Raw genomic sequence first — 13,968 nt, 5'->3', positions numbered from 1 at the left:
GCATCGGACTCGATGCGTACTGCGGCACACACAACTACAAGAGGAGCCATCCCCCATGAAAGACAAGGAACAGATCGTCGACAACTGGCTGCCGCGCTACACCGGCGTGCCGCTGGATCAGTTCGGCGAACACGTGCTGCTGACCAACTTCGGCGGTTACGTGAACATCTTCTCGCGCATGACCGGCGCGCCGGTGGTCGGCATGGACCGCCCGATGCCCAGCTGCACGCATGACGGCATCACCATGCTCAACTTCGGCATGGGCAGCCCGAATGCGGCGACGATCATGGATCTGCTCAGCGCCATCTCGCCCAAGGCCGTGCTGTTCCTGGGCAAGTGCGGCGGCCTGAAGCGGAAGAACCAGCTCGGCGACCTCATCCTGCCGATCGCGGCGATCCGCGGCGAAGGCACCAGCGACGACTACCTGCCCCCGCAGGTGCCCGCGCTGCCGGCCTTCGCGCTGCAGCGCGCGGTGTCGACGATGATCCGCGACCTCGCGCTCGACTACTGGACCGGCACCGTCTACACGACCAATCGCCGCGTCTGGGAACACGACGAAGCCTTCAAGGAACGCCTGCGTGCGATGCGCTGCATGGCCATCGACATGGAAACCGCGACGATCTTCGCCGCCGGCTTCGCCAACCGCATTCCCTGCGGCGCGCTGCTGCTGGTATCAGACCAGCCGATGATCCCCGAAGGCGTGAAGACCGAAGCGTCGGATGCGCGCGTATCGGCGGACTACGTCGACAACCACATCAACGTCGGCATCGAGGCGCTGAAGCTCATCCGTCGCAACGGAAAGTCGGTGCGCCACCTCCGCTTCGACGAGTGACGAACCCGATACGGGCACCGCAACGAACGAAGGCCGGCAATTGCCGGCCTTCGTGTTTTCGTGGATGTGCGAACGATCGCGTCAGTCGCAGACCATCTGCCACTCGTAGGTCTGCGTGTCTTCATCGAACACCTGTTGCGCCGTGCACGCCGGCGGTGGGGCCTGCGACGCATCCGACGTGTCCAGCGCCGTGGCGAACGATTGCGTCGCCAGCGAATTGGCGCCGCAGAGTTTCGCGATGGGCGGCGCGGGTGCGCCCGAAGGCTGGCAGTAGACACGCGCCGGCGTGCAGATCAGGAAGCAGTCGTACTGTGCGAAGGCGAAACCGGGAACGAACAGGCCCGCCAGCAGGATGGCGGCGAGGAGCATCTGTTTCATGGGATTTCCCTCAGGGAAACGGGAGCGGGGCGGTGTGCTTGCGGGAATCGGACCAGGGGGGACGGTCCATCCGAGCGTAACCAAGGGCCCGTTCGCTCGGCACGAAGACCGTCCGTTCAGTTTTGTGGAGATCGTGTCAAGGCGCCGTGGAGGCCTCAAAGAGGGCCGCGCGCACGCCGCTTCAAGGCTCGCCACAGGTCGCAGTGCATGCGACCTCCCGCAGGCACACTGTCCTCCGTGGAAAGGAGCGTGCCGGGGAGGCCCAAAATGGAGAAGTTGCTGTATCTGGCGCTGGGCGCCGTTCTGACCTGGGGGTTCTATTTCCTCCAGCGCCGCGTCGAACGACGCAGCGCGGTGGAGGCGATCGAACGCAACCAGAAACTGCTCGACCTCAAGCAGGGGCTCGACGAATCCAACACCAATCTCGACGACCTGCGTCGCCTCGAACATCGGCTGATCGGCAAGGCCGAAACGGCGGCGCGCATCGCCGACAACTACTTCACCCGGGCCGAGGAAGTCGCGCGACAGAGCGACGATTCGGCCGTCTCGCAGCGCGACATGAACCAGCAGGCCCTCGAGGAATTCCACAGCGCCGACGCGCGGCTGACGACCGTGGTCGCGCACCTGCGTCGCCAGCTCGACGAGGAAACGCTCGCCGTCTTCGACGACGCGCACCGCAGCTGGCTGCAGTTCCGCGAGCGCTACGCGCGCTTCGTATCGCAGTCCTACGCCGGCGGCGCGATCCGCCCGCTGATCCACGCCGTGACGCTGGAAAGCATCACGCAGCTGTGGACGGAGGAACTGGAGACGCAGCTGGGCGACGAGTCGTTGTGAATGCGGTATCGACTGATCCAGTTCCCGCATGCGGGAGGGATGGGGTGAGGGCGCGACGCGCGAACACCCGATCAGCAGGACGCATGCATTAGCCTTTGGCTTTCGCCATTTATCCCGCGCCCCATGCACACCACTCCCCAGGACCTCCTCACCTTCTGGCACCAGGCCGGCTACGAACGCTGGTTCGCGCGCGATGACGCCTTCGACGCGCGCTGCGGCGATTTCCTCGATGCGCACTTCGCCGCGGCGCGACGCGAGCTCGAACACTGGTTGGAGACCGCCGACGGTGCGCTAGCGCTGTGCCTGCTGCTCGACCAGATCCCGCGCAACGCCTTCCGCGGCAGCGGCCACGCGTTCGCGACCGACCCGCTCGCGCGCCATTACGCGGCACGCGCGATCGATCACGGCGACGACCTCGCGGTCGATGCGGCGCTGCGTCCGTTCTTCTACATGCCGTTCGAACATTCCGAGTCGATGGAAGACCAGGAGCGCTCGATCGCGCTGGCCTCGACGCTCGGCGGCGACGCCGGCAGGGGCTATCTGGAATACGCGATCAAGCATCGCGACGTGATCGCGCGCTTCGGCCGCTTCCCGCATCGCAACGCGATCCTGGGTCGCGAAACGACCGCCGAGGAACAGGCCTATCTCGACGCCGGTGGCGGCTTCTGAGGCAAAGAAAAACGCCGTAGCCGGGGACGCGAGGTCCGGGGAGCGGCTACGGCGTTCGGGAAACGTGCGCGGCAAGCGCCGCACGCCTGAGGCTAAGCGTTGCGGCCGGCACGTTGCGGTTCCGCGCGGTGAAGCGTGGCGGGGATGCGGTGAGGCGAGGTTCCGTGCAGGCGATCGCTGCCTGTTGGCGTGCGGAGTGACCCCTGCTGCGTTCGCCTCCGTCATCCCCGCGAACGCGGGGATCCAGCGACTTGCGAGGCGTTGACGACACTGGAGTTCTGCTTTCGCGGGAACGACGGTGATGGTGTTCACCGGCGCGGGAGTGCCCGCGGGTTACGGGCCTGGGTCCCGGCTTTCGCCGGGATGACGGCTTCGGACACGCTCCTGCGAATCCCGAATCCCGAATCCCGAATCCCGAATCAGTACTTCGGGATCGCCGCGTCGAAGTCCGCCCATGCGTCGATGCCGCCGACGACGTTGTAGACCTCGCGGAAACCCAGGCCGCGGAAGTGTTCCGCCGCCTGCTGGCTGCGGCCGCCGTGGTGGCAGAGGAACGCGAGCGGCGTGTCCTTCGGCAGCCCCTGCAGAGCCTCGATGCCGCCGTCGAGCGTGTCGAAGGCGACCGGCGCGGCGGCCAGCGAGCGCTCGTCGGCCGGACGCACGTCCACCAGGCGCAGCGCGCCGGCACGCACACGGGCGTCGGCCTCGTGCGGCGACAGCGTCCGCACCGGCGGCGCGGCGAGCGGATGCGTCACGGCCAGGCCGCGGCCGCGTTCGTCGTCGACCCAGTCGATGCTGATGCCGTCGGCGCGACGCACCTGCAGCGCGTCGGTCTGCAGGCGCACGCCTTCGATCTCGATCGCCACCGCGTTCGCGTCGATCGGCGCCAGCTGCAGGCGCACGTTGTGGCGCGCGTCGATGTCGATCTGCACGGCGTAACCGCCGCCGGCGTTGTCGATCGCGCTGCGCAGCATGTCGAGCGCTTCGGGCGTGATGGTGAACTCCGGCGGACGGCGGTCCGGCGGCGGCAGGCCGAGCGCGGTGTGCAGCTCGCCGCTGCCGGCCATCTGCTCGACGATGTCGCTGCCGCCGACGAGCTCGCCGTCGATGTACAGCTGCGGGATCGTCGGCCAGTTGCCGTACTGCTTGATGCCTTCGCGGATGTCGGCGTCGGCCAGCACGTTCACGTGCGCGTAGCCGTCCGGCAGCAGCGCGTTGAGCACGCCGACGGCTTTGGCCGAGAACCCGCACTGCGGCGCTTCGGGCGCGCCCTTCATGAACAGGACGACGCGGTTGGACTGCAGCAGGGTTTCGATGCGCGAACGCAGCGCGGGGTCGAGCGACATGGGCGGACTACCGGGTGGGAATGGGGTGCATGTGGGGGCGGGAAAGGGGTTTGGCAACCCGGCGTCGCCTTTGACCGTCATCCCGGCGAAAGCCGGGACCCGGGCCTGCAGCGTCCCTGCACTGCCGGCTCGGCGAACCACCATGCTCGTCATTCCAGCGAGAGCTGGAATCCATGTTGATCATTGTGATGCGACGACATGGCACCGGCCGAGATCAGGGCGCCAGGATCGTCATCCCGGCGAAAGCCGGGATCCAGGCCCGCAGCCTTCGGGCACTCGGGCATCAGCGGGCCGCGGGCGCCGCGAACGTCAACGTTGATGCTCTACCCGCCCCTCACCCCAACCCCTCTCCCGCTGGGAGAGGGGCTAAAACGAAGTGCGCCCCGCGAGTTGCGTACCATCCCCCCATGCCCACGCCCCTCCACCAGCCGCCCCGCCACCCGCACGCCTGGGCCTGGATCTTCGGACTCTCGCAAGTCGCCGTCGTGGCGATCTGGTGGCTCTGGGGCTGGAAGGCCGGCCTGCCCGCGCTGCTGATCACCCATGGCGCGCTCGTCTGGGCCACATTGCGCCCGCAATCCCGCCTGCTCAGCCCGGTGTTAAGCCGGTTGCCGACGAACGAGCGCGTCGTCTGGCTGACCATCGACGACGGACCGTCCGACGACACGCGCGCGGTGCTCGACCTGCTCGACCAGCACGACGCCAAGGCGACATTCTTCCTGGTCGGCGAGCGCGCGCAGGCGCGGCCGGAGCTGGTCGCCGAGATCGTCCGTCGCGGCCACGGCATCGGGCAGCACAGCCACACGCATCCGCAGGCGTGGTTCTGGGCGCTGCCGCCGCGGGCAATGCGCCAACAGATCGACCAGGCGCAGGCGGCGCTCACCTTCCTCACGGGCGCGCGACCGCGCTGGTTCCGCGCGGTGGTGGGCATGTCGAATCCGTTCGTCGCCGCCTCGCTGAAGCGCCACGACCTCGCGCGCGTGGCGTGGTCGGCGCGGGGTTACGACGCCGTGCTGCGCGATCCGGCCGGCGTGGTGGCGCGCATCGAACGCGACCTTGCGCCCGGTGCGATCGTGCTGCTGCACGAAGGCGCCGCGCACGGCCGCAACGTCGAAACGCTGGCGACGCTGCTTGTGCGATTGAAGGCGCTCGGTTTCGGGACGGTGTTGCCGGAGGAACTCGAACCGGCTCCTGCAACCCGAGGCGGCGAACCGCTTAATCGCGCGATGCCACGATCCGGAAATTGTTGAACGGCGTGTTGCCGCGCAGCGACACGAACTCCGAACGCAGGCCGGCGGCATCGAAGCGCGCGCGCAGCATGTCCGCGTCGGGATAGTGGATCGGCGCGGCGTTCATCCAGCCGACGACCTTGGCGAACACGTCCACCGCGCGGGTGACCTGCGCGCGATGGCTCCCGTCGGCCAAGCCCGTGCGGATCACGAGCTTCGCGCCGGGTTCGAGCATGCCGATGCAGGTGTCGATGGCGCGCATCTGCGCGTCTTCGGGCACGAACTGCATCACGTCGAGCAGCGCCACGCTTCCGCGATGCGCGGGCAGTTGCGCGCCGAGGTCCGCCGTGCCGAATTCCACGCCGTCGAGCCCGCAACGCGCCGCGGCGCGACGGCCGCGTTCGACCTTGCTCGCATCGTTGTCGAACCCGCGATACGACATGGTTTGACCGTCGGCACGCAGCGCATGCGCGAGCAGGCCGAGTCCGCAGCCGATGTCCAGCAGCGGCGCGCGCGTGCCGCGCAGCACGTCGCACACGCCGGGGTACAGTGGATCGGTGCCGAGCTTGGTGCGCGCGTAGTAGTAGTCGTAGCGGATGTACCAGCGCGGCAGGAATGCACGCGCGATGTCGTCCGCGCGCTGCGGCGGAAGCGGGCGGACCATCAGGCCGTCTGCGTTCACGTGGGCTCCTTCAGCGTTGCAGCAGCGAACGCGCGGCCGGCAGCGCCAGCGCGGTCCACAGCGTGTACATCGCGGCAGACGGATGCAGCCCGTCGTCGGCGAGCATCTCCGGCTCGGCGCCGCGTTCGCGCGAGATCGGCGTGATGTCGACGTACGCGACCTCGTGCGCCTCGCACACGACCTGCGCGGCGGCGTTGTAGGCGTCGAGTTCGGTGGCGACCTGTTCCGGTGTCGCCTGGGTCGTCTTCACGAACGGCGTCACGCCCCAGTCGGGAATCGACAGCACGAGAACGCGGTCGGCGCGACCGCGCGCGTAGCGGATCGCGCGCTGCAGCAGCGTTTCGAACTCGCCGCGGAAGTCGATCGCGCTGCGCCCGCGGTACTGGTTGTTCACGCCGATCAGCAGCGTGACGAAATCCCATTCGCCCAGCGGTTCGGCGCCATCGATGCCCCACGCGAGCTCGTCGGTGGTCCAGCCGGTGGTCGCGATGATGCGCGGATCGGCCAGCGCGATGCCCTCTTCGCGCAGCGCCTTGGCCAGCTGCACCGGCCAGCGGCCGCTTTCGGGCACGCCTTCGCCGATGGTGTAACTGTCGCCCAGGGCGAGGAAGGACAGCGCGGTGGCGGGCGCGTTCGCCATCAGGCCACCGCGACCTGCGCGTCGGCATCGGCCTGCGCGTAGCGGTCGAGCAGGCGTTCGACGCGGCGGAACACTTCGCGCAGGTCGTCGGGCTGCGGCAGCAACGTCACGCGGAAATGGTTGCGGTACGGCACGTTGAAGCTCGAACCCGGCACGACGAGGACGTCTTCGGTTTCCAGCAGTTCCAGCGCGAAACGGTGATCGTCGAAGCCCTGCGCCGCCGCGCCCGTCACCGCCGGGAACGCATACAGCGCGCCGGCCGGCGCGACGAGTTCGAGGTGGCGGCTCTGCTCGATGCTCTCGATCACCGCGCGGCGCGCCTCGAACAGGCGACCACCCGGCGCGCACAGCGGCGCGATGGTGTCTTCGCCGTGCAGCGCCGCTTCGATGGCGAACTGGCCCGGCACGTTGGCGCACAGGCGCAGCGCACCGAGCAGGTCCATCGCGTGATGCAGGTTGCCGCTGGCGACCGGGTCGCCCGACAGCACTGCCCAGCCCACTCGCCAGCCGCAGGCGCGATGCACCTTGCTCAGGCCGCCGAAGGACAGGCACGGCAGGTCGCCGGCGATCGGCGCGATCGGCTCGAACTTCGCATCGCCGTAAAGGATCGAGTCGTAGATCTCGTCGCACATCAGCAGCAACTTGTGGCGCTGCGCGATGGCGACGATCTGCTCCAGCAGCTCGCGCGGATACGCGGCACCGGTCGGATTGTTCGGGTTGATCAGCACGATGGCGCGCGTGCGGCTGGATACCAGCGACGCGATTTCGTCCGGATCGGGCAGGAAGCCGTTTTCCGGCAGGCAGCGGTAATAGACCGGGCGCCCGTCGTTGAGGATGGTCGCGGCCGACCACAGCGGGTAGTCGGGCGAGGGCAGCAGCACTTCGTCGCCGGGATTGAGCAGTGCGCGCAGCGACAGGTCGATCAGCTCGCTCACGCCGTTGCCGACGAACACGCGCTCCGGGCTCGCGTTCGGCGTGCCGCGCTGCTTGTGGAACGCGGCGATGGCCTCGCGCGCCTGTGGCAGGCCCTGCTGGTGCGTGTAGGGGTCGGTATCGCTGATGCGGTCGGCGATCGCGCGCTGCAGGTGCTCCGGCGCGCGGAAACCGAACGCGCCCGGGTTGCCGATGTTGAGCTTGATCAGCTTGCGCCCCTGGCCCTCCAGCTCGCGGGCTCGCCGTGCCAGTTCACCGCGGATCTCGTAACGGACTTCGGACAGGCGTTCGCGGGTCTTCACGGGGGGCAGGGACATTGCAGCGGCAGGAATGGGATTCGGAGGGCCAGACTAGCCCAAACCGGGCGCGAGAACAGCGAAACGCGCCATTTCGGAGGCGATCTCCTTCGAAACTTCCAACGCGATTCGCACAAGCATGCGTCCGCGCGCCCACCGTCGCGCGCGGCGCACTAGAATCCCGGGCCATGGCCCCAACCTTCCGACGCGCTTGATGTCCTCTTTCGACGCCCTCCAGGCGATCGGCTGGCCGCTGTCCGCGGACGCGCCGGCGCCAGAGGGCGCATCAGGCCCCGAGGCCCAGTGGCGCGAGCTGATGGCCGCCCATCCCCAGGCCCGACCGGCGCGCGTGGTCGAGCAGCACCGCAGCGGTTACATCGTCGCCGACGGCCCCGACACCGGTTTCCCTGTCGAATCGCTGCCCGAATGGCAGCGGCCGCCGGGCTACCGCAAGGGCACGGTCACCATCGACCAGCGCCCGGGCGTGGGCGACTGGCTCCTGATCGAAGGCAAAAAGGCCGTGGCATTGCTGCCGCGGCGGACCACGATCAAGCGCGGCGCGGCGGGCGAGCACTACCAGCAGCAGCTCATCGCGGCGAACGTCGACACCGTTTTCGTCGTGTGCGGGCTGGACGCGGACTTCAACCCGCGCCGCATCGAGCGCTACCTGCTGCTGGTCCGCGGCGGCGGCGTGGAGCCGGTGGTCGTGCTGACCAAGGCCGACCAGGCGGAGGCGGCCGACGCGGACGAGGCGATGTCCACCCTCGTCGAACTGGCCGCGCAGGGCGTCGCCGTGCGCGCGGTCAACGCGAAGGATCCGGCCAGCGTTGCGACGCTCAACGAATGGCTCGGCCCGGGCCGCACGGCGGTGCTGGTCGGCAGCTCCGGCGCCGGCAAGTCCACGCTGACCAACACGCTGCTGGGCATCGAGAAGATGAAGACCGGCGAGGTTCGCGAACACGATTCGCGCGGTCGCCACACCACCACGCACCGCGCGCTGATCCCGTTGCCGTCGGGCGCCTGCCTGATCGACACGCCCGGCATGCGCGAGCTCAAGCCGACCGGCGAGGAAGACGTCGCCGAGAATTTCAGCGACATCGAAGCGCTCGCCGAGCAGTGCCGCTTCCGCGACTGCAAGCATGCCAAGGAGCCCGGTTGCGCGGTGCGCGCGGCGATCGAAGCGGGAAAGCTCGATCCCCAGCGCTTCGCCAACTACCTCAAGCTCAGCGATGAAGTGGCCGGCGCGGCGAACAAGCTCGCGAACCGCCGCGCGCAGAAGGCCGACGAGAAAGTGCAGGGCAAGGCGCTGAACAAGCGGCTGGACGAGAAGTATGGGCGGCATTGAGCGCGCGCTCTGCTGCAGATTTGCTCCCTCCCCCTGCATGCAGGGGGAGGAGTAGGAAGCAATGGACAACGTCTCCCCCGACATCGCCCACCACGCCGCGCTCGACGCGCGCATGGTCGACGCCGTGAGGGACATCCGCCTGCTCGCCCTGGTGAGCTGGCCCGCCGGGCAGGAAGTGAACTTCCTCGCCGATTACGCCCGCGGCGTCGTCAGACTGCCGCAGCCCGAATACCCGAAGCTCGACTTCAGCCACGCGCGCGCCGAACTGGACGCGATCGCCAGTGCCGCCGATCCCTCGCATCCGCTCGGCATCTACCTGATGGAGTCGGCGCGCAGCTGGTCGATCGCCGCCTCGCTATGCGAGAACGTGGGCACGACGACGGTCGGCGATCTCTCGATCCAGCTGTTCGGCCGTCCCGACCAGTGCCTGCCCGGCGACGGCCCGACCACGCGCGATGCGGCGCGGCATTTCATCTCCATCGCCGACGAACTCGACCACGAGCTGATGGCGCCGGCCGAGCACGTCACCATCTCCGCCACCGCGCTGCAGTTGCAGCTGCAGCGCGAGCTGGACGACTACTTCGACGGCCGCGTGATCGACGTGGTGCTCGATCCGGACCTGATCGCCAAGGCCGCCGCCGGCGCCACCCGCATCCGCCTGCGTTTTGGCGCCGCCTTCAGCGATTACGACCGGCACCAGCTGCTGCAGCACGAGGCGTTCGTGCATTCGCTCACGGCGCTCAACGGCCGCGAGCAGCCGCTGATTCCGAGCCTGGCGCTGTCCTCGCCGCGGGTCACCGCCACGCAGGAAGGGCTGGCGACGTTCGCCGAACAGATCACCGGCAGCATCGACATCGGCCGCATGAAGCGCATCAGCCTGCGCATCGAGGCGGTGGCGATGGCGCTCAATGGCGCCGATTTCATCGAGGTCTTCCGCTTCTTCCTCGATTCGGGGCAGAAGCCGGAGGACAGCTTCGCCTCGGCGCAGCGCGTGTTCCGCGGCGTGCCGACCACCGGGGGCACCGCGTTCACGAAGGACGTCGTCTACCTGCGCGGCCTGCTGGGCGTGCACACGTTCTTCCGCTGGGCGCTGCGCGAACGCAAGCTGCAACTGTGCCGCTGGCTGTTCGCCGGCAAGATGACGCTGGCCGACGTGCAGCGCTTCGAGCCGCTGTTCGCCAGCGGCGTGCTCAAGCCCGCGCGCTGGCTGCCGCACTGGGTCGCGCGCGCCAATGGCCTCGCCGGCATGCTCGCGTTCTCGCTCTTCGCCAACCGGATTCGCCTGGACAAGATCGTCGCCGACGGCCACGTGCCGGACCTCTAGGGCCCCTCGGCTGCTCCGATCCGGGAGCCACGGCGCGTTTCCGCCATACCGTGGCGTCTTCGGTCCCGGCGTTAAGCGGCTAGAATCACCGGCCCGCCCGTGGTTTTCGCCCTGATGTCCGAACAATCGTCGTCCAACGAGCTCAAGCAGGCCGCGCTCGACTACCACCGCCTCAGCCCGCCCGGGAAGATCAAGGTCACCGCGACCAAGCCGATGGTGACCCAGCGCGACCTCGCCCTGGCGTATTCGCCCGGCGTGGCCTTCGCCTGCGAGGCGATCGTGGAAGACCCCAACCGCGCCAGCGAACTCACCGCGCGCGGCAACCTGGTGGCGGTGATCAGCAACGGCACGGCCGTGCTGGGCCTGGGCGACATCGGCCCGCTCGCCGGCAAGCCGGTGATGGAAGGCAAGGGCGTGCTGTTCCAGAAGTTCGCCGGCATCGACGTGTTCGACGTCGAGATCGACGAGCGCGATCCGGACAAGCTGGTCGACATCATCGCCTCGCTGGAACCGACCTTCGGCGGCATCAATCTGGAAGACATCAAGGCACCGGAGTGCTTCATCGTCGAGCGCAAGCTGCGCGAGCGCATGAAGATCCCGGTGTTCCACGATGACCAGCACGGCACGGCGATCATCGTCGGCGCCGCGGTGCTCAACGCGCTGGAAGTGGTCGGCAAGAAGATCGAGGACGTGAAGCTCGCCACCACCGGCGCCGGCGCGGCGGGCATCGCGTGCCTGGACATGCTGGTGGCGCTGGGCCTGAAGAAGGAGAACATCATCGCGTTCGACCGCGATGGCGTGATCTTCCGCGGCCGCGAACACCTGGATCCCGACAAGGCGCGCTACGCCAGCGACACCAGCGCGCGCTCGCTGGCGGAAATCGTCAGCGGCGCCGACGTGTTCCTGGGCCTGTCGGCCGGCGGCATCCTCAAGCCGGACATGGTCGCCACGATGGCCGACCGCCCGGTGATCCTGGCCCTGGCCAATCCCTATCCGGAAATCCTCCCGGAAGACGCGAAGGCCGTGCGTCCGGACTGCATCATCGCGACGGGCCGGTCGGACTACCCGAACCAGGTCAACAACGCGCTGTGCTTCCCGTACATCTTCCGCGGCGCGCTGGACGTGGGCGCCACGGGCATCAACGAGGCGATGAAGCTCGCCTGCGTGCGCGCCATCGCGCAGCTGGCGCGCGAGGAATCGGCCGACCTCGGCGCGGCCTACGGCGGCGAAGCGCCGGAATTCGGCGCCGAATACCTGATCCCGCGCCCGTTCGATCCGCGCCTGCTGGTGAAGCTCGCCCCCGCCGTGGCCCGCGCCGCGATGGAATCGGGCGTCGCCACGCGTCCCATCGAGGACATGCGCGCGTACGAGGAAAAGCTCGGCACCTTCATCTACCGCACGGGCCTGGTGATGAAGCCCGTGTACGACCGCGCGCGCAGCGACCTCAAGCGCGTCGTCTACGCCGAAGGTGAAGAGGAAACCGTGCTGCGCGCCGTGCAGACGGTGATCGACGAGAAGCTCGCGTGGCCGATCCTCATCGGCCGCCCGGACGTCATCGACACGCGCATCAAGCGCCTGGGCCTACGCATGCGCGTGGGCGTCGATTTCGAACTGACCAACATCAACGACGACCCGCGCTTCAACGACTACTGGCAGCAGTACCACGCGCTGACCGAACGCCGCGGCGTGTCGCCGGCGGCGGCGAAGAACCTGCTGCGTTCGCGTCCGACGCTGATCGCCGCGCTCATGGTCGAACGCGGCGAAGCCGACGCGATGATCTGCGGCCTGGTCGGTCGCTTCCACAAGAAGCTCGGTTACCTGCGCAGCGTGTTCGATTTCGACCCGGGCGTGACCGGCACGTCGGCGATGACCGGCGTCATCAACGACCAGGGCGTGTGGTTCTTCCTCGATACGCACGTGCAGTGCGATCCGACCGCCGAGCAGATCGCCGAGGCAACGCTGCAGGCGTCGTTCCGCCTGAAGCTGTTCGGCATCGAGCCGAAGGTCGCGTTGCTGTCGCACAGCAACTACGGCAGCCACGACAACCCGTCGGCGGCGAAGATGCGCCGCGTGTTCCAGCTCATCAAGCAGCGTTATCCCAAGCTCGAAGTCGACGGCGAGATGCAGGCCGACACCGCGTGGGACGAGGAGCTGCGCCACCGCATCTTCCCGAACACCCTGCTGAAGGGCCGCGCGAACCTGTTCGTGATGCCCAACCTCGACGCCGCGAACATCACCTACAACATGGTGCGCGTGATGACCGAAGGCGTGGCGATCGGCCCGATCCTGATGGGCCTGGACAAGCCGGCGCACATCCTGACGCCGGCCTCGACGCCGCGCCGCGTGGTGAACATGACGGCCATCGCGGCCGTGGACGCGCAGATCCGCGCGTCGCTTTCGTCGCAATAATCGCGGCGATTGCCCTCACCCCAACCCCTCTCCCGTAAACGGGAGAGGGGCTCAGGGAGCAGGAGGGCTTGAACGATCCATTCGCTTTGTACCCCTCTCCCGCGTGCGGGAGAGGGGTTGGGGTGAGGGCAAAGCGCCCGCTACGCCCCCAGCAATCCTCCCCCCATCTTCCCCGGCAGCGAGTTGTCGTCGCCGTCGTCCTGGTCGTCGTCCGCGTCCGGATCGCGCTCGGCGTCCGCATCGGCATCGAGCTCGCCGACTTCCGGATTCATGCCGCCGTTCGGAACGCCTTCCACGCGCGTCAGGCCTTCCTCTTCCGAGGAGGCTTCCTCCAGTTCCGTCGGACGACGGCCCAGTTCGTCGCGCTCGGGCTGGCGGCCGACGCCGCTGCGCGTATCGCCCTTGTGCTTGTCGGTGAGCTGCTTCATCCCGCGTTCCTCGATGGAAGACGTGCTCAGGCTAGGTCGCCAAGCGTGAGGCGGCAGTCGATATCGCGTGCATGAGTCGTGCATCCGCCGCACTACTTGGCGCGCTTCACGGGTTTCTTCTTCTGCTTCGCCTGCTGCGCACGGACGCGCTCCACCTCGGCCGGCAACGCGCGCTGCAGCATTGCGAGTACCTCCGCCGTCGCATCGTTGTCGATGGGTTTGCCCGCCGGCGTCCGTGCGGTGACGCGCGTGCGGATGACGTTGCCGGTTTCGGCGGCGGTCATCGCCTTGGTCAGCACGAGGAACTCCACGCCGCGATAACGCAGCGAATAGAGGTCGAGCATCTGCGCGCGCCCGAGATACTCCACGCCGCGCGCATTCACGACGATCTGTCCGACGGCGTTCCACACGTCGAGCTTGTCGGCCGCGAGCGTGAACTCGCCGCGCGTGACCACAACGGTCGGAATCGGCTGCTCGCGCGCTTCCTCCTTCGAAGGTACCGCCACGGGCGCCGGCGTCGTACCGCACGCCGCGAGCGCAAGCGCGATGCAACACGCGGTCAGTGCATCGCGCCGCATCCGGACGCATGATCGCGCGCGCATGGTTGCCTCCGTGGCCGAAAC

At 68.3% G+C, this 13,968-nt stretch carries 14 protein-coding genes; 7 read left to right on the top strand and 7 right to left on the bottom strand.

All coding sequences use genetic code 11. From position 1 onward, the window contains the following. Nucleotides 1-55 precede the first annotated feature (55 nt). Complete coding sequence (locus GOY17_RS17400) at nt 56-832, top strand: AMP nucleosidase (protein WP_157031316.1); 777 nt, start codon at nt 56-58, stop codon at nt 830-832. Between the two features lie 81 nt (nt 833-913). On the opposite strand, the gene GOY17_RS17395 is transcribed toward GOY17_RS17400, so the two are convergent. Then, nucleotides 914-1,210 (bottom strand): hypothetical protein, encoded by a 297-nt coding sequence (locus GOY17_RS17395; protein ID WP_157031315.1) that lies wholly within the window; start codon nt 1,208-1,210, stop codon nt 914-916. Nucleotides 1,211-1,477: 267 nt separating this feature from the next. Here GOY17_RS17395 and GOY17_RS17390 point away from each other — a divergent pair, with 267 nt between their 5' ends. Next, a complete protein-coding gene (locus tag GOY17_RS17390; protein ID WP_198173735.1) occupies nt 1,478-2,044 on the top strand; it encodes a lysozyme inhibitor LprI family protein in 567 nt (188 codons plus the stop codon). A gap of 123 nt (nt 2,045-2,167) precedes the next feature. Then, complete coding sequence (locus GOY17_RS17385) at nt 2,168-2,713, top strand: DUF924 family protein (protein WP_157031313.1); 546 nt, start codon at nt 2,168-2,170, stop codon at nt 2,711-2,713. A 419-nt stretch (nt 2,714-3,132) separates the two neighbouring features. Here the strand turns inward: GOY17_RS17385 and grxD are convergent, their stop codons facing one another. Next, a complete protein-coding gene (grxD, locus tag GOY17_RS17380) occupies nt 3,133-4,059 on the bottom strand; it encodes a Grx4 family monothiol glutaredoxin (protein ID WP_157031312.1) in 927 nt (308 codons plus the stop codon). 407 nt (nt 4,060-4,466) lie between these two features. On the opposite strand from grxD, the gene GOY17_RS17375 reads away from it, so the two are divergent. Continuing rightward, entirely contained in the window at nt 4,467-5,309 is an 843-nt protein-coding gene (locus GOY17_RS17375; RefSeq protein WP_157031311.1) for a polysaccharide deacetylase family protein, read from the top strand. On the opposite strand, the gene GOY17_RS17370 is transcribed toward GOY17_RS17375, so the two are convergent. From GOY17_RS17370 to GOY17_RS17360, 3 genes are read right to left on the bottom strand one after another with little or no spacing between them, the layout of a single operon-like run. Next, nucleotides 5,275-5,952, bottom strand: coding sequence for a class I SAM-dependent methyltransferase (locus tag GOY17_RS17370; protein ID WP_157031788.1), 678 nt, complete (start codon nt 5,950-5,952; stop codon nt 5,275-5,277). The genes GOY17_RS17375 and GOY17_RS17370 overlap by 35 nt on opposite strands. Nucleotides 5,953-5,980: 28 nt before the next feature. Then, complete coding sequence (locus GOY17_RS17365) at nt 5,981-6,610, bottom strand: SGNH/GDSL hydrolase family protein (protein WP_115841988.1); 630 nt, start codon at nt 6,608-6,610, stop codon at nt 5,981-5,983. Beyond that, nucleotides 6,610-7,860 (bottom strand): aminotransferase class I/II-fold pyridoxal phosphate-dependent enzyme, encoded by a 1,251-nt coding sequence (locus tag GOY17_RS17360; protein ID WP_115841987.1) that lies wholly within the window; start codon nt 7,858-7,860, stop codon nt 6,610-6,612. Before GOY17_RS17360 ends, GOY17_RS17365 begins: the two co-directional genes overlap by 1 nt. Before the next feature lie 193 nt (nt 7,861-8,053). On the opposite strand from GOY17_RS17360, the gene rsgA reads away from it, so the two are divergent. The 3 genes from rsgA (at nt 8,054) to GOY17_RS17345 (ending at nt 12,917) form a co-directional block, all read left to right on the top strand. Beyond that, nucleotides 8,054-9,184, top strand: coding sequence for a ribosome small subunit-dependent GTPase A (rsgA, locus tag GOY17_RS17355; RefSeq protein WP_115841986.1), 1,131 nt, complete (start codon nt 8,054-8,056; stop codon nt 9,182-9,184). A 61-nt stretch (nt 9,185-9,245) separates the two neighbouring features. Then, on the top strand, nt 9,246-10,508 hold the full coding sequence (locus GOY17_RS17350; protein ID WP_157031310.1) for a flavohemoglobin expression-modulating QEGLA motif protein: 1,263 nt from the start codon (nt 9,246-9,248) through the stop codon (nt 10,506-10,508). 114 nt (nt 10,509-10,622) lie between these two features. Further along, on the top strand, nt 10,623-12,917 hold the full coding sequence (locus GOY17_RS17345; protein ID WP_157031309.1) for an NADP-dependent malic enzyme: 2,295 nt from the start codon (nt 10,623-10,625) through the stop codon (nt 12,915-12,917). Nucleotides 12,918-13,057: 140 nt separating this feature from the next. Here the strand turns inward: GOY17_RS17345 and GOY17_RS17340 are convergent, their stop codons facing one another. After that, on the bottom strand, nt 13,058-13,345 hold the full coding sequence (locus tag GOY17_RS17340) for a hypothetical protein (RefSeq protein ID WP_157031308.1): 288 nt from the start codon (nt 13,343-13,345) through the stop codon (nt 13,058-13,060). A 92-nt stretch (nt 13,346-13,437) separates the two neighbouring features. After that, entirely contained in the window at nt 13,438-13,947 is a 510-nt protein-coding gene (locus tag GOY17_RS17335) for a hypothetical protein (protein WP_157031307.1), read from the bottom strand. Nucleotides 13,948-13,968 lie beyond the last annotated feature (21 nt).

Origin of the sequence: Lysobacter soli, assembly GCF_009755585.1 — a bacterium.
Taxonomy (GTDB): Bacteria; Pseudomonadota; Gammaproteobacteria; order Xanthomonadales; family Xanthomonadaceae; genus Lysobacter_J; species Lysobacter_J soli.
Note: the sequence above shows the minus strand (reverse complement) of the source record. Positions and strands in the feature narration are given on the sequence as shown.

What these genes read in the sequence shown, in the direction of transcription:
- GOY17_RS17400 (WP_157031316.1), top strand. Translation starts at nt 56, where the DNA reads ATGAAAGACAAGGAACAGATCGTCGACAACTGGCTGCCGCGCTACACC.
- GOY17_RS17395 (WP_157031315.1), bottom strand. Translation starts at nt 1,210, where the DNA reads ATGAAACAGATGCTCCTCGCCGCCATCCTGCTGGCGGGCCTGTTCGTT.
- GOY17_RS17390 (WP_198173735.1), top strand. Translation starts at nt 1,478, where the DNA reads ATGGAGAAGTTGCTGTATCTGGCGCTGGGCGCCGTTCTGACCTGGGGG.
- GOY17_RS17385 (WP_157031313.1), top strand. Translation starts at nt 2,168, where the DNA reads ATGCACACCACTCCCCAGGACCTCCTCACCTTCTGGCACCAGGCCGGC.
- grxD (WP_157031312.1), bottom strand. Translation starts at nt 4,059, where the DNA reads ATGTCGCTCGACCCCGCGCTGCGTTCGCGCATCGAAACCCTGCTGCAG.
- GOY17_RS17375 (WP_157031311.1), top strand. Translation starts at nt 4,467, where the DNA reads ATGCCCACGCCCCTCCACCAGCCGCCCCGCCACCCGCACGCCTGGGCC.
- GOY17_RS17370 (WP_157031788.1), bottom strand. Translation starts at nt 5,952, where the DNA reads ATGGTCCGCCCGCTTCCGCCGCAGCGCGCGGACGACATCGCGCGTGCA.
- GOY17_RS17365 (WP_115841988.1), bottom strand. Translation starts at nt 6,610, where the DNA reads ATGGCGAACGCGCCCGCCACCGCGCTGTCCTTCCTCGCCCTGGGCGAC.
- GOY17_RS17360 (WP_115841987.1), bottom strand. Translation starts at nt 7,860, where the DNA reads ATGTCCCTGCCCCCCGTGAAGACCCGCGAACGCCTGTCCGAAGTCCGT.
- rsgA (WP_115841986.1), top strand. Translation starts at nt 8,054, where the DNA reads ATGTCCTCTTTCGACGCCCTCCAGGCGATCGGCTGGCCGCTGTCCGCG.
- GOY17_RS17350 (WP_157031310.1), top strand. Translation starts at nt 9,246, where the DNA reads ATGGACAACGTCTCCCCCGACATCGCCCACCACGCCGCGCTCGACGCG.
- GOY17_RS17345 (WP_157031309.1), top strand. Translation starts at nt 10,623, where the DNA reads ATGTCCGAACAATCGTCGTCCAACGAGCTCAAGCAGGCCGCGCTCGAC.
- GOY17_RS17340 (WP_157031308.1), bottom strand. Translation starts at nt 13,345, where the DNA reads ATGAAGCAGCTCACCGACAAGCACAAGGGCGATACGCGCAGCGGCGTC.
- GOY17_RS17335 (WP_157031307.1), bottom strand. Translation starts at nt 13,947, where the DNA reads ATGCGCGCGCGATCATGCGTCCGGATGCGGCGCGATGCACTGACCGCG.